Origin of the sequence: Aliidiomarina sp. (assembly GCF_022565475.1) — a bacterium.
Lineage (GTDB): Bacteria > Pseudomonadota > Gammaproteobacteria > Enterobacterales > Alteromonadaceae > Aliidiomarina.
Genome location: NZ_JAIUMR010000011.1, coordinates 90,692 through 103,952, shown reverse-complemented (window position 1 = coordinate 103,952; position 13,261 = coordinate 90,692). Strand labels below are relative to the sequence as shown.

The 13,261-nt window shown below is 49.9% G+C and carries 14 protein-coding genes; 12 read left to right on the top strand and 2 right to left on the bottom strand.

The features are described 5' to 3' along the window. Nucleotides 1–300: 300 nt before the first annotated feature. Entirely contained in the window at nucleotides 301–1,101 is an 801-nt protein-coding gene (suhB, locus tag LAT77_RS10415; protein ID WP_290564498.1) for an inositol-1-monophosphatase, read from the bottom strand. Between the two features lie 149 nt (nucleotides 1,102–1,250). Between suhB and trmJ the strand changes: the two genes are divergently transcribed. The 8 genes from trmJ to fdx all read left to right on the top strand — a co-directional run bounded on the left by trmJ (nucleotide 1,251) and on the right by fdx (nucleotide 7,654). Beyond that, nucleotides 1,251–1,997, top strand: a complete 747-nt coding sequence (trmJ, locus tag LAT77_RS10410; protein WP_290564497.1) for a tRNA (cytosine(32)/uridine(32)-2'-O)-methyltransferase TrmJ — start codon at nucleotides 1,251–1,253, stop codon at nucleotides 1,995–1,997. A gap of 180 nt (nucleotides 1,998–2,177) precedes the next feature. Continuing rightward, on the top strand, nucleotides 2,178–2,648 hold the full coding sequence (gene iscR, locus LAT77_RS10405; protein ID WP_290564496.1) for a Fe-S cluster assembly transcriptional regulator IscR: 471 nt from the start codon (nucleotides 2,178–2,180) through the stop codon (nucleotides 2,646–2,648). A gap of 99 nt (nucleotides 2,649–2,747) precedes the next feature. Continuing rightward, the gene (locus LAT77_RS10400; RefSeq protein WP_290564495.1) at nucleotides 2,748–3,962 is read left to right on the top strand and encodes an IscS subfamily cysteine desulfurase; all 1,215 of its coding nucleotides are present in this window, start codon (nucleotides 2,748–2,750) and stop codon (nucleotides 3,960–3,962) included. 82 nt (nucleotides 3,963–4,044) lie between these two features. Continuing rightward, complete coding sequence (gene iscU, locus LAT77_RS10395) at nucleotides 4,045–4,425, top strand: Fe-S cluster assembly scaffold IscU (RefSeq protein ID WP_290564494.1); 381 nt, start codon at nucleotides 4,045–4,047, stop codon at nucleotides 4,423–4,425. Nucleotides 4,426–4,436: 11 nt separating this feature from the next. Continuing rightward, nucleotides 4,437–4,760, top strand: a complete 324-nt coding sequence (gene iscA, locus LAT77_RS10390; RefSeq protein ID WP_290564493.1) for an iron-sulfur cluster assembly protein IscA — start codon at nucleotides 4,437–4,439, stop codon at nucleotides 4,758–4,760. A gap of 71 nt (nucleotides 4,761–4,831) precedes the next feature. Next, nucleotides 4,832–5,341 (top strand): co-chaperone HscB, encoded by a 510-nt coding sequence (gene hscB, locus LAT77_RS10385; RefSeq protein WP_290564492.1) that lies wholly within the window; start codon nucleotides 4,832–4,834, stop codon nucleotides 5,339–5,341. Nucleotides 5,342–5,445: 104 nt separating this feature from the next. Beyond that, entirely contained in the window at nucleotides 5,446–7,305 is a 1,860-nt protein-coding gene (gene hscA / locus LAT77_RS10380) for a Fe-S protein assembly chaperone HscA (RefSeq protein ID WP_290564491.1), read from the top strand. 10 nt (nucleotides 7,306–7,315) lie between these two features. Then, on the top strand, nucleotides 7,316–7,654 hold the full coding sequence (fdx, locus tag LAT77_RS10375; protein WP_290564490.1) for an ISC system 2Fe-2S type ferredoxin: 339 nt from the start codon (nucleotides 7,316–7,318) through the stop codon (nucleotides 7,652–7,654). 796 nt (nucleotides 7,655–8,450) lie between these two features. On the opposite strand, the gene msrA is transcribed toward fdx, so the two are convergent. Next, nucleotides 8,451–8,996, bottom strand: coding sequence for a peptide-methionine (S)-S-oxide reductase MsrA (gene msrA / locus LAT77_RS10370; RefSeq protein ID WP_290564489.1), 546 nt, complete (start codon nucleotides 8,994–8,996; stop codon nucleotides 8,451–8,453). 227 nt (nucleotides 8,997–9,223) lie between these two features. Here msrA and ndk point away from each other — a divergent pair, with 227 nt between their 5' ends. The 4 genes from ndk (at nucleotide 9,224) to ispG (ending at nucleotide 13,174) form a co-directional block, all read left to right on the top strand. After that, on the top strand, nucleotides 9,224–9,655 hold the full coding sequence (ndk, locus tag LAT77_RS10365) for a nucleoside-diphosphate kinase (protein ID WP_290564488.1): 432 nt from the start codon (nucleotides 9,224–9,226) through the stop codon (nucleotides 9,653–9,655). 96 nt (nucleotides 9,656–9,751) lie between these two features. Beyond that, on the top strand, nucleotides 9,752–10,888 hold the full coding sequence (locus LAT77_RS10360; RefSeq protein WP_290564487.1) for a bifunctional tRNA (adenosine(37)-C2)-methyltransferase TrmG/ribosomal RNA large subunit methyltransferase RlmN: 1,137 nt from the start codon (nucleotides 9,752–9,754) through the stop codon (nucleotides 10,886–10,888). A 57-nt stretch (nucleotides 10,889–10,945) separates the two neighbouring features. Beyond that, nucleotides 10,946–12,016, top strand: a complete 1,071-nt coding sequence (locus LAT77_RS10355; RefSeq protein ID WP_290564486.1) for a RodZ domain-containing protein — start codon at nucleotides 10,946–10,948, stop codon at nucleotides 12,014–12,016. 36 nt (nucleotides 12,017–12,052) lie between these two features. Beyond that, nucleotides 12,053–13,174: a flavodoxin-dependent (E)-4-hydroxy-3-methylbut-2-enyl-diphosphate synthase gene (gene ispG, locus LAT77_RS10350; protein WP_290564485.1), complete on the top strand. Its 1,122-nt coding sequence runs from the start codon at nucleotides 12,053–12,055 to the stop codon at nucleotides 13,172–13,174. Nucleotides 13,175–13,261: the final 87 nt, after the last annotated feature.

Below are 13,261 nucleotides of genomic sequence, written 5' to 3'. Positions count from 1 at the left end.
TTGTTTTGTAGTGAGTTCCTAATAAACCACAAAGTTTAGTAGCGTTAAAGCACTTTCTTAACTAAAAGTTAACAAACTGCCAAGAGAAAGGGGTCAGTGAGGCACTTATCTGTCCCTCCCCCCCCGCGCCGTTTGGTTGGCTATTTGCTGGACTCGAGTGGATGCCGCATCCCTGCGGCATACACTCTGGCTTTACTTATTCCAGCGCCGCTTGCGCGAGCTGGCGAAAGTCCGCTTCCGCGGCACTGGAGCAAGTACGCCAGAGACGCGGTAAACTCACACGCGTGAATTAATTGGAGCTTATTTGCGCATTGACTCTGGTAGCAATGGGCGCATTTGCGTGACCATGGCTTGAAGGACGCGCGGAGAAGCGGCGACGATGTTGCCGGATTGAGCATGGTTCATTCCGCCGCCGAAATCGGTGACGACGCCACCGGCTTCACGGACGAGTAGGTCGCCTGCGGCGGTATCCCAGATTTTCAAACCTGCTTCCCAGAAACCGTCGTAACGGCCTGCGGCAACATAAGCGAGATCAAGGGCAGCTGCGCCAGCACGACGGATGTCGGCGGCTTGTTCGAAGAATTTATTGAACACTGCTTGGTAGTCCGGCAGGAAATGCTTCATGCGGAATGGGAAGCCTGTCGCTAGCAAAGCACCGTTCAAATCTTTGCCGCCACCAACTCGAATCCGAAAGCCGTTTAACTGTGCGCCTGCACCGCGACTAGCGGTAAATAATTCTTCGCGCACTGGATCGTAGACGACCGCGTGCTGCACTGAACCTTTATAGGCGAGTGCGATAGAAATACAGAAGTGAGGAATGCCACGCATGAAGTTGGTGGTGCCATCAATTGGATCGATGATCCACTGGTAATCCCCTTGCACACCACTTTCACCTGATTCTTCGGCAAGAATCTGATGACCCGGATAGGACTTCAAAATGGTGCTGATAATCACTTGCTCGCAAGCTTTATCAACGTTAGTGACGTAGTCATGTAAGCCTTTACTTTGAACTTCGAGGTGCTGAGGTTCATTAAAGCTTTTGACCGCCAAACGGCCGGCTGCACGCGCAGCCCGCACCGCAATATTTAACATTGCATGCATGGGAATTTCCTGTAATGGCAAAGAACGGGTGAAAAAATCGCCAGCATTATAGGCAGATTCTCGCGTGATTGCAATGTCCAAGGTTAATGCATCGACGCTGCTGGTGTGCTAAAATCCCGCGGCTTTTTTAACCGCTAGAGGAAATACCCATGTTGGAGAACATCCGCATTGTCTTGGTGAGTACGACGGATCAGCGAAATATTGGCTCGGCGGCTCGGGCGATGAAAACTATGGGTCTCAGTCAGTTGGTTTTGGTGAATCCACAAGATCCGCCACAGGGCAAAGCGCAAGCCTTGGCTGCAGGAGCAACCGATGTGTTGGCGAATGCCAAGGTGGTATCTTCGTTAGCGGAAGCCCTAGCTGACTGTTCGTTGGTGTTGGCAACGAGTGCTCGTAATCGGACTTTGGATTGGCCGCAGCTGGATCCGCGGGAAGCGGGTGAGAAGATTGTTCGGGAAGGAATGTCTGCGCAAGCAGATCAGTCGCCGCAGATTGCGATTGTGTTTGGTCGCGAAGCAAATGGCCTGACCAATGAAGAATTGCAACAAAGCGATGTTCACATCCACATTCCGGCGAATCCTGACTATAGCTCTCTCAATTTGGCCATGGCGGTTCAGACGGTCTGTTATGAGGTGCGTATGGCGTGGTTAGCGGCAACGAAGGTGCAGCCGGAGCAGGCTCCGGAGTATCCGTTGCATCAGGAGCTCGACAGTTTTTATGTGCATCTTGAACAAGTGTTAACAAAGTCTGGCTTTATTGTTCGTCAGCACCCCGGTTTGGTCATGACGAAGTTACGGCGGATGTTTACACGAACACGCCCCGAGGAAAATGAACTGAATATTTTGCGCGGTATTCTCGCCTCGGTTGAGAAGTTTCTCCCGCAAGATAAGCCGTAACACGGTTTTCTCTTGCATGGCCGATACGCTTGTTGCAACTGCATAATAAGGAAGGTTCTCGAGGTTCATGGGCTATTAAGCGGCGAGTTTTTAATCTTGACTAAATTAGTCAGGTAAATACTTGATGAAAATAGTCGGGAATGTTAAAATTTGCCCAGATTTAGTCAGAGGTGAACCATTATGCGATTGACATCAAAAGGACGCTACGCTGTTACAGCGATGCTGGACGTTGCCTTACATCGTGATCGCGGCCCGGTGCCCTTAGCCGATATTTCTGAGCGGCAGGGTATCTCGCTTTCTTATTTGGAACAGCTGTTCGCGCGTTTGCGCCGCAGCGGTTTAGTGACGAGTGTGCGTGGTCCAGGCGGTGGTTATCAACTCGGTTTACCGGCAACCGATATCTCAATTGCAGCGGTGATTCATGCGGTTGACGAAAGTATCGACGCCACCCGCTGCCAAGGCAAGTCGGATTGTCACGGCGGTACGCGGTGCTTAACCCATTCTTTATGGTCGGGTTTGAGTGACCGCATCGACGATTTTTTATCATCGATTACGCTTGGTGAATTAGTTGACGACCATGACGTTCAGCATGTGGCCAAAGGCCAGCAAGTGCGTCGCGGTGAGAAAATTGCTTTAGATTTGCAGTTTTAATCGCTTGGATTTGCAGACGATTTAGAACGTTTAGTGTTACCAAAATGATAGCAGCGTCGGACGCCCCCAGAGCCGATTTGCTGAAAGAGGAGTAGCTTGATGAAATTACCGATTTATCTGGACTATGCGGCCACGACACCGGTCGATCCGCGTGTTGCAGAGAAAATGATGCAGTACCTGACGATGGACGGGATTTTTGGTAATCCGGCGTCACGCTCACACCGTTTCGGTTGGCAAGCAGAAGAAGCTGTGGATGAAGCACGGCAAAACATTGCTGACTTAATTAATGCGGATCCGCGTGAGATTGTCTTCACTTCAGGTGCGACCGAATCAAGCAACTTAGCCATTAAAGGTGCCGCTGAGTTTTACCAGCGCAAAGGTAAGCACGTCATTACCGTTAAAACCGAGCACAAAGCTACGCTCGACACCTGCCGTGAGTTAGAGCGTCGCGGTTGGGAAGTGACCTACTTAGATGTTCAAGAGAACGGTTTGCTTGACCTTAACAAATTAAAAGACGCAATTCGTGAAGACACGGTCGTTATTAGTGTGATGCACGTGAACAACGAAATTGGTGTTATTCAAGACATTAAAGCGATTGCCAAGCTTTGTCGCGAAAACAAGATTATTTTCCACGTCGATGCCGCGCAAAGTGCCGGAAAAATCCCAGTCGATGTGCAGGATTTAGATGTCGACATGATGTCGTTGTCGGGCCATAAAATGTATGGTCCAAAAGGTATTGGTGCGCTCTATGTACGCCGTAAGCCACGTACTCGTCTTGTTGCGCAAATGCACGGTGGCGGTCATGAGCGCGGTATGCGTTCTGGCACACTGGCAACGCATCAAATCGTCGGTATGGGTGAAGCAGCACGCATCGCGAAGGAAGAATTAGCCGGTGAAGTCGAGCGCATCCGTAGTTTGCGCGACCGTTTGTGGAATGGCGTGAAAGATATCGAAGAAACGTATATTAATGGCGATCCTGAAAACGGTGTTCCGGGTATTTTCAATATCAGCTTTAACTTTGTTGAAGGTGAGTCGTTGATTATGGCGTTGAAAGACTTAGCGGTTTCTTCGGGCTCGGCATGTACTTCAGCGAGCTTAGAACCGTCTTACGTATTACGTGCTTTGGGTCGCAACGACGAATTAGCGCATAGCTCGATCCGTTTTAGTATTGGCCGTTTCACTACGGAAGAAGAAATTGACTACGCCATTGAGTTAATTAACAACTCGATCGGGCGCCTGCGTGAAATGTCACCATTGTGGGACATGTTTAAAGAAGGCGTCGACTTGGAAAGCGTTGAGTGGGTTGCGCACTAAGCAACCCCATGCCCGCATGGGCAATTACTGATTTAGATTGCTAATTGGATGAATTAGCATTGCATGGCTGGAGGTAAGTACCATGGCATACAGCGAAAAAGTTATTGATCACTACGAAAATCCACGCAACGTGGGTGCGTTTGATAAAAACGACCCAAGCATCGCAACGGGCATGGTGGGTGCACCTGCTTGTGGTGACGTGATGAAACTACAGTTGAAGATTGGTGAGAATGGCGTGATTGAAGACGCAAAATTCAAAACCTACGGTTGTGGCTCCGCGATTGCGTCAAGCTCATTGATTACTGAATGGGTGAAAGGTAAGACACTTGACGAAGCAGCATCGATTAAAAATACCGATATCGCTCAAGAGTTAGCGTTACCACCGGTAAAGATTCACTGCTCGATTCTTGCTGAAGACGCCATTAAAGCGGCGATCGAAGACTACAAGAAAAAGCACGCCTAACGGAGGTTCGCATGGCAATTACCATGAGCGACGCGGCAGCTGAACGTGTCCGTAAGTTTATGGAAAATCGTGGCAAAGGTGTCGGTTTGCGCTTGGGCGTAAAGACGACCGGGTGCTCGGGCTTAGCGTACGTTCTTGAGTTCGTCGATCAGCTTGAAGACGGTGACCAAATGTTTGAAGAAAAAGGCATTAAAGTTATCGTCGACGGTAAAAGCATGGTCTACCTTGACGGCACTGAGCTTGATTTTGTCCGTGAAGGCTTAAACGAAGGGTTTACGTTTAAAAACCCGAATGTGAAAGACGAGTGCGGATGTGGCGAAAGCTTTACCGTATAAGCCAATCAAACAGTAAACACAGTCGCCGTGAATACGGTCAGCGTGTTTACTGAAGAGGTCACTGCGATTTCATGAATTATTTTGAACTCTTCGATTTTCCTGTCAGTTTCGACCTTGATACCGGTGAGCTCTCGCGCCGGTATCGTTTATTACAGCAGCAGTTTCACCCGGATCGCTTTGCCTCCAGTGGCGAACGGGACAAACTGAATGCGTTGCAGAAAACATCGCAAATCAACGATGGGTTTCAAACGTTGAAGATGCCATTGAGTCGAGCGGAACATCTGCTTGGCCTGCGTGGTGTCGAGTTAGCACATGAACAGCGGACCCTGCGTGATCCTGAATTTTTGATGAAACAAATGGAATTACGCGAAGCGCTAGAGACCATCGAGACACCTGAAGCCGTGCTCGATATGGATGTGCAACTGCAAGCTGAAATCAAAACCTTGATGGATGTATTGCACCGCGAAATTACAGCGAACGAAGACGAAAGCGCCGCCGATACTGTGCGAAAATTAAAATTCATGCACAAGTTACGCGATGAGTTGGAACGCATTGAAGACTCGCTGATGGACAGCTGGTAGATCTTTTCAGCTGCAAAAGTCATTAACGTCACTTTGGCGAAATTTAGATAGGTTAATGACCTCCATGACGACGCCAACATTCACCTAATTGAAGAAACGAAACTATGGCCTTATTACAAATTGCAGAGCCAGGGCAGAGTAGTAACCCGCATGAGCATCGTTTAGCCGCGGGCATCGACTTAGGCACCACCAACACCATGGTTGCGACCGTTCAAAGTGGTGCGTCACGTGTGTTGACCGACCGTGAAGGGAACGCAATGATTCCATCTGTCGTCCGTTATGCCCACGATCAGGCACCTGTTGTCGGACTCGCAGCACAAGCACAGGCGAGCCAAGCCCCGGAAGATACCATTGTCTCCGTGAAACGCTTTATTGGTCGTACCTTGACCGATGTGCAGCGTACCTTTTCACATTTGCCGTATCGCCTTAGCGAAACAGAATCTGGTGTTCCGGTTTTTAACACCGCAGCAGGTGATGTGAACGCCGTGCAAGTGTCTGCCGATATTTTACGTGCCGCCAAAGCACGCGCAGAAGCCGCCCTTGAAGGCGAGCTGACCGGCGTGGTCATCACCGTGCCAGCCTATTTCGATGACGCTCAACGTCAAAGTACCAAAGACGCAGCACGACTTGCCGGCCTGAATGTCTTGCGTTTGTTGAACGAGCCGACGGCAGCAGCCGTTGCCTATGGTTTAGACAGCAATGAGCAAGGCAATATTGTGGTTTATGACCTCGGCGGTGGCACGTTTGATGTGTCCATTTTGCGCCTCGATCAAGGTGTTTTTGAAGTTCTTGCAACCGGCGGTGACACCGCGCTTGGTGGTGACGATTTTGACCAGTTGATCGTGCAGCAGTTTAAACAACAGCTGGGACTAGAAGACCATGTAAGCGCCGGCTTGGAGCGCGAGCTTACCGATAAAGCGCGGGCCTTGAAGGAGCAGCTGACGTCAACTGCAAGTGCCTCCATTGCCGTAGCAGATTTAGGAAGCGTACGACTCACTCGCGACGAGTTCAATACGCTCATTAGTCCTTTAGTGAAGCGCACCTTAATGACCTGTCGTCGCGTCCTGAAAGACTCCGGCCTCAGTGCCGATGAAATAAGCAATGTAGTGATGGTCGGTGGCTCAACGCGCGTACCGTTAGTGCGTGAACAAGTCGGCGCATTCTTCCAACGCGATCCCATGATCGATATCGACCCAGACCAAGTGGTTGCAATCGGTGCTGCGATTCAAGCAGATATTTTGGCCGGTAACAAACCTGACTCTGACATGCTGTTGCTGGATGTCATTCCTCTGTCGTTAGGCCTGGAAACCATGGGCGGACTGGTCGAAAAAGTAATACCGCGCAACACCACAATTCCGGTCGCTCGGGCGCAAGAATTTACCACCTTCCAAGATGGCCAAACCGCGATGGCGATTCACGTCGTCCAAGGCGAACGCGAATTAGTTGACGACTGCCGCTCATTGGCGCGCTTTGTCTTGCGTAATATCCCCGCTATGGCTGCAGGTGCCGCGCATATTCGTGTCACCTTCCAAGTCGATGCCGATGGCCTGTTGAGCGTCACTGCCATGGAAAAATCTTCAGGCGTAAGCGCGTCGGTTGAAGTTAAACCGTCGTATGGACTTGATGAAGACACCATTACCGGTATGATCTCAGCGTCAATGACCAATGCTGAAGTTGATATGGCCGCACGTATGCTGCGTGAGCAACAAGTAGAAGCCAAGCGTGTGCTTGTTGCCCTGCAAGCCGCTTTGGCAAAAGACGCGGACTTGCTCGACGACAATGAGCGTGGTCAACTTGAATCTAGTATGCAAAGTCTCGCTGCGGCCGCTGAAGGATCGAGTACAGACGAAATTAAACAAGCGATCGAAGCCGTTGATGCTGCCAGCCAAGAATTCGCAGCGCGGCGCATGGACGCTTCCATTCGTAAGGCCTTGAAAGGGCAAACCATTGATGATGTTAAGTAAGGTGTAACCTATGCCAAAGATTATTTTTCTTCCTCACCACGAACTTTGCCCAGAGGGCGCAGCCCTCGACGCCGCAAAAGGTGACACAGTACTCGACGTTGCTCTGCGTAACGGCATCGGTATCGAACACGCCTGCGAAAAAAGCTGTGCCTGTACCACCTGCCACGTCATCGTCCGCGAAGGTTTCGACTCCCTCAATGAGTCCGATGAACTTGAAGACGACATGCTCGACAAAGCTTGGGGCCTCGAACCGGAATCACGCCTCAGCTGCCAAGCCATCGTCGATGACGAAGATCTCGTCGTCGAAATCCCCAAATACACCGTCAACATGGTCTCCGAAAACCACTAAACACCGCTCGCCGGCACAGTGCTTGGCTATGGCTCTACGCTGGCTTGCCGGGCAAGGGCTTGGCTGTGGCTCTGCGCTGGCTTGCCGGGTTAGGACTTGGCTGTGGCTCTACGCTGGCTTGCCGGGTTAGGACTTGGCTATGGTTCTGCGCTGGCTTGCCAGAGATAGGTTTAGGGATGTCAGAGACGCCGTGAACCCATCCATGGGGGCTTATATTCGGCATCCATGCCTCATATACTCTGCCATCCCTAAACCTACCCCTGACAGCCGCTCCGAGCCTGCAGCCAAGCTCTAACCCGACAGCCGCTTCGATCCTGCAGCCAAACCCTAACTCGGCAGCCGCTTTGTTCCTACAGCCAAGCTCTAACCCGACAGCCGTTTCAAGCCTGCAGCCAAGCCCTAATCCAGCAGTCACACTCCAGCCACAAGAGCGTTGCGGCGTGTTGTACTCCATTTGCGCTCAGAGTTACCAGCGAGGAGATCGCTTTCGAGTTGTCGCGGTAGGGCTTTTGCCTTCTGAGTTCGTGCCGGTTAGGGTGTGGTCCAGCTTTCGCATGCTTAAGCCAGTGTAGGTTGCGAGTAGGTGGTGTTTTCGCTGCCTATGTAAGAGTAGGGTGCGAAGTGGTGGCATAGGCGCTAGCGGAGTCGTAGGTGGGGTTTTCAGAGTGTATGCCGCATGGATGCGGCATCCAAGCCCCCATGGATGGGTTTACGGCGTCTCTGAAAAACCCACCTCGACGCAGCGAAAGCAGCCACCGCCTCGCAGCCCAGCTCGGAGCCAGCAGCGAAAGCCGCCTTAGGCTTTGAGCTTGGCGGCGAAGGTTTTGCGGAACTTGGCGAGTTTGGGGGAGACTACGGCTTGGCAGTATTGGTTTTGTGGGTTGCGGGCGAAGTAGTCGCGGTGGTATTCCTCGGCGGCGTAATAGGTTGAGAGTGGTTCGACGAGGGTGACGACGGGGTTGTTGCCGTAGATTTGTTCGGCGTTGATTTCGGCGATGATTACTTCGGCTTCTTGACGTTGGTTGTCGTCGTGGAAAAACACGGCGGAGCGGTATTGGCTGCCGATGTCATTGCCTTGGCGATTCAACTGCGTTGGATCGTGAAGGGCAAAAAAGATTTCGAGAATCTGGCGAAAGCTGATTTCGTCTGGATTGAAGTTAATTCGCACAACTTCAGCGTGTCCGGTTTCACCGGTGCAGACAGCTTCGTAGCTGGGGTTCTCGGTTTGCCCACCGGCATAGCCGGGCTCGGCGTCGATAACGCCGTGAACTTGGTTGAATGCGGACTCGATACACCAGAAACAGCCGCCGGCTAGGGTGGCTTGTTGTTGCTTAACTGCCATGAATGCCTCTATATTGACTACAAATAACCATCTAGACGTCTAAAATAACTGAGTTATACAACTTTGCCAAGCTTTCTTTTTGTTTGCGCTGCTAAATCTCAAATTTAGTGGGAAATTTTCTCTAAATCACGTATAATCCGCGCGTCTTTTTTAACCACTTGTCAGACCGAACACTTCCTGTTGTGAACAGCAAGTTTCGAGTCAAACACACTTATCAGGAGCAAACAATGGCTTTGGAACGTACTCTTTCGATTATCAAGCCTGACGCGGTCGCTAAAAACGTGATCGGCGCTATTGTAAACCGTTTTGAAACTTCAGGTTTACGTATCGTTGGTCAGAAAATGATGCACTTAAGCAAAGAACAAGCGGAAGGTTTTTATGCTGAGCATAAAGAGCGTCCTTTCTTCGGCGCTTTGGTTGAGTTCATGACGTCTGGCCCAATCGTCGTAATGGCGTTAGAAGGTGAAGACGCGGTTCGTAAAAACCGTGAAATCATGGGTGCAACCAACCCACAAGAAGCTGCTGCAGGCACGTTACGTGCAGACTTCGCAGAGACGATTGACGAGAACGCGGTACACGGTTCTGACGCGGTTGAGTCTGCTGCGCGTGAAATCGCTTATTTCTTCTCTGACGAAGAAGTGTGCGCACGCACTCGCTAAGCTATAATTTAGCGTTAGCAAGCTGAACAAAAAGGGGCTTTGCGCCCCTTTTTTGCCAGACCAATGTAAGATTTAGGTAAGTATGAGGTCGCCAGTATGACAACCGAAACCAAAAAGATTAATTTACTCGACTTGAACCGTCAGGGGATTCGAGACTTTTTTGCCGACTTAGGTGAAAAGCCGTTCCGTGCGGATCAGGTGATGAAATGGTTGTATCATTACTGCATTGACGACTTCGATGAAATGACAAACCTCAACAAAGCATTGCGGGCAAAGTTGAAAGAAGTCGCTGAAGTGAAAGCACCAGTGATCAAAACCCAGCAGCAGTCTGCGGATGGGACGATCAAGTTTGCGATGGAGCTGGAAGACGGTCAAGAAGTTGAGTCGGTTTGGATTCCTGAAGATGACCGTGCCACGTTGTGCGTAAGCTCGCAGGTGGGATGTGCTCTTGAATGTACATTCTGTTCGACTGGACAACAGGGCTTTAACCGTAACTTAAAAGTTTCTGAAATCATTGGCCAAGTTTGGCGAGTGAATAAATTATTAGGTCCATTTGGTGAAACTAATGTCAAAGCTGTAACTAATGTCGTCATGATGGGTATGGGAGAACCTTTGCTCAACGTGAAAAACGTTGTTCCGGCGATGGAACTCATGATGGAAGATTTCGGCTTTGGTTTATCCAAGCGTCGAGTGACCTTAAGTACATCGGGTGTTGTACCAGCGCTGGACAAGCTGGTTGATCAAATTGATGTGGCTCTTGCTATTTCTCTCCATGCGCCAACGAATGAACTACGTGACGAGATTGTGCCGATCAATAAAAAATACCCAATTGAAGAATTTTTAGCGTCTTCGCGACGTTATGTAGAGCGGTCAAAAGCGCAAACGAAAGTGACGGTCGAGTACGTGATGTTAGATCATATTAATGACTCAACAGACCAAGCGCATCAGTTGGCGAAAATGCTGAAAGACACGCCGAGCAAGATTAATCTGATTCCGTTTAACCCATTTCCGGGGTCTGATTATGGGCGTTCAAGTAATTCTCGTATTGATCGTTTCTCAAAAGTGTTGATGGATTACGGATATACCGTTATCGTAAGGAAAACTCGCGGAGACGATATAGACGCAGCGTGCGGACAACTAGTCGGCGATGTGGTTGACCGGACGAAGCGACTGATAAAACGGCAACAAAAACAAAAATCTGGGGAACCGATTAACATAAATATGGTCGGTTAGCTCTAGAGTCTTTCTTTTTGCTATGGATAGCATTAACGAACATTACCTCAGGCAATCATGACCCAATTAAACGACGACCAAGAACAACAACAAGAGGAAGCGGCTGAAGCTGCGTTGCCGACGTCTGGTGAACTGCTTCGCGCTGCGCGTGAGCAAGCGGGCCTCACTGTACTTCAGGTGGCAGACCGGTTGCGACTCCGTCAACAATTAATTCAAGATTTAGAGAATGATCATTTCGATGGTCAGGCCGGTGGCACCTATGTACGCGGGTATCTGCGTGCGTATGCGAAACTGTTGCAAATTTCTGAGTCTGAGATCATGGACGCTTACAAGCGCACTCAGGGGTCTGAAGAAGTCACCCAGAGCACTATGCAGAGTTTTTCGAAGAAAACCAGCATTGAGTCTCAAGATAATAAGCTGATGATTTTGACATGGATTATTGTCATCATTTTGATTGGCTCGGTCGCTGTGTTTGTTTGGCAGCAGTTTTTGGAAGACAAAAACGGTGCGAATCAATCCAGTGCCGCCGAAACCCAGCAACCAACAGCGGCTGTGGTAAGCAATACCGATGCGGAGGCATACAATAATGCTGCTGATGAATGGTCGGTAGAACCGCAATCATCCGAACTTGGTCACGAAGAGCCTGAATCCCTAACGACCACGGACGAGTTAGCCGCTGGTGCAGCAACTGAATTACCAACGCGCGGCGAGTTGACTGCCGCAGCGAATCAAGCTGCAGAGGATTTGGCTGAATCTGCACAAGGCATTGTGACTGACGCCGCAGAACAAGTATCGACGCCAGCGGTGACGAGCTCGCAAAACGCCACAAACTCAGCAACAAGCGCACCTGCAACAGAAGAATTGAATTTGGCGACTGCGCTTGCGAGTCACCCATTAGTGTTCGTTTTTCATGGTGATAGCTGGGTTCGCATTGAAGATGCAGACGGCGAGCCGTTAGCCTTTGGTGTGAAAGTGAAAGACTATATTATGCCGTTGGCTGGTAAGGAACCCTATAGTATTACCCTAGGTGCGCCGCATTTAGTGGACATTTATTACTTAGGCGAAAAAGTTGATTTAAGTGCATTTGGTGGTGGCCGCGTTGCCCGTTTACAGGTGCCGGAAGAGTAACATCGAGTAACTTTCCTATTTTAGAGCAGTAAAATAATGACTCACCCGTCCCCGATTACCCGCAAGAAAACTCGCCGAATTTACGTCGGAAATGTGCCGATTGGTGATGGTGCGCCAATTGCTGTGCAATCGATGACGAACACGTTAACAACCGATGTCGATGCAACCGTTGCGCAAATAGAACGCATTGTTGCTGCCGGCGCCGATATCGTTCGTGTTTCGGTCCCGACTATGGATGCCGCTGAAGCATTTAAATTAATTAAGCAACGGGTTGAAGTTCCGTTGGTTGCTGATATCCACTTTGATTATCGCATAGCGTTAAAAGTAGCTGAATATGGCGTCGATTGTCTGCGCATTAATCCGGGTAATATCGGTCATGAGGATCGGATTCGTGCGGTTATTGAAGCAGCAAAAGATTACAACATTCCGATTCGGATCGGCGTGAACGCGGGATCACTAGAGAAAGATATTCAAGAAAAATATGGTGAGCCGACCGGTGCGGCACTAGTTGAGTCAGCGATGCGCCATGTTGATATTCTGCATCGCTATAACTTTGAAAACTTTAAAGTGAGCGTGAAAGCGTCAGACGTATTTTTGGCAGTCGATGCGTATCGACTGCTTTCGCAGCAAATCGACCAACCCTTGCACCTTGGCATTACTGAAGCAGGCGGCGCTCGGGCCGGTGCGGTCAAATCGGCGATTGGTTTGGGTATGCTCCTCAGTGAAGGGATCGGCGACACGTTACGGGTATCGTTGGCCGCGGATCCGGTGGAAGAAGTGAAAGTTGGCTTTGATATTCTTAAATCACTAAGAATTCGCAGTCGTGGCATTAACTTTATCGCTTGTCCGAGTTGTTCGCGTCAGGAGTTTGACGTAATTGCCACGGTCAATGCGCTTGAACAGCGCTTAGAAGACATCACCACAGCACTGGATGTGTCCGTCATTGGTTGTGTGGTCAATGGCCCTGGTGAGGCGATGGTCGCGAATATTGGCTTAGCGGGTGCGAAGAATAAAAGTGGCTTTTACAAGGATGGGCAACGTCAGAAACTGCGCATTGATAATCAGAATATTGTTGATGATCTGGAAGCGCAAATTCGTGATTATGTCGCCAAGGTGAAAAAACAACAGTCGATTGCTGTTCAGCAAGTCGACGATTAACGCGATTTTACCGCAAGCACGGAAATACGTATAATCAGCCCTCAGATTCAATTCGATGACGGCGCTGGCACAAAATGTGCCATAGCA

Coding starts and splice junctions, on each gene's coding strand:
- suhB (WP_290564498.1), bottom strand. CDS start 1,101: ATGCATGCAATGTTAAATATTGCGGTGCGGGCTGCGCGTGCAGCCGGC.
- trmJ (WP_290564497.1), top strand. CDS start 1,251: ATGTTGGAGAACATCCGCATTGTCTTGGTGAGTACGACGGATCAGCGA.
- iscR (WP_290564496.1), top strand. CDS start 2,178: ATGCGATTGACATCAAAAGGACGCTACGCTGTTACAGCGATGCTGGAC.
- LAT77_RS10400 (WP_290564495.1), top strand. CDS start 2,748: ATGAAATTACCGATTTATCTGGACTATGCGGCCACGACACCGGTCGAT.
- iscU (WP_290564494.1), top strand. CDS start 4,045: ATGGCATACAGCGAAAAAGTTATTGATCACTACGAAAATCCACGCAAC.
- iscA (WP_290564493.1), top strand. CDS start 4,437: ATGGCAATTACCATGAGCGACGCGGCAGCTGAACGTGTCCGTAAGTTT.
- hscB (WP_290564492.1), top strand. CDS start 4,832: ATGAATTATTTTGAACTCTTCGATTTTCCTGTCAGTTTCGACCTTGAT.
- hscA (WP_290564491.1), top strand. CDS start 5,446: ATGGCCTTATTACAAATTGCAGAGCCAGGGCAGAGTAGTAACCCGCAT.
- fdx (WP_290564490.1), top strand. CDS start 7,316: ATGCCAAAGATTATTTTTCTTCCTCACCACGAACTTTGCCCAGAGGGC.
- msrA (WP_290564489.1), bottom strand. CDS start 8,996: ATGGCAGTTAAGCAACAACAAGCCACCCTAGCCGGCGGCTGTTTCTGG.
- ndk (WP_290564488.1), top strand. CDS start 9,224: ATGGCTTTGGAACGTACTCTTTCGATTATCAAGCCTGACGCGGTCGCT.
- LAT77_RS10360 (WP_290564487.1), top strand. CDS start 9,752: ATGACAACCGAAACCAAAAAGATTAATTTACTCGACTTGAACCGTCAG.
- LAT77_RS10355 (WP_290564486.1), top strand. CDS start 10,946: ATGACCCAATTAAACGACGACCAAGAACAACAACAAGAGGAAGCGGCT.
- ispG (WP_290564485.1), top strand. CDS start 12,053: ATGACTCACCCGTCCCCGATTACCCGCAAGAAAACTCGCCGAATTTAC.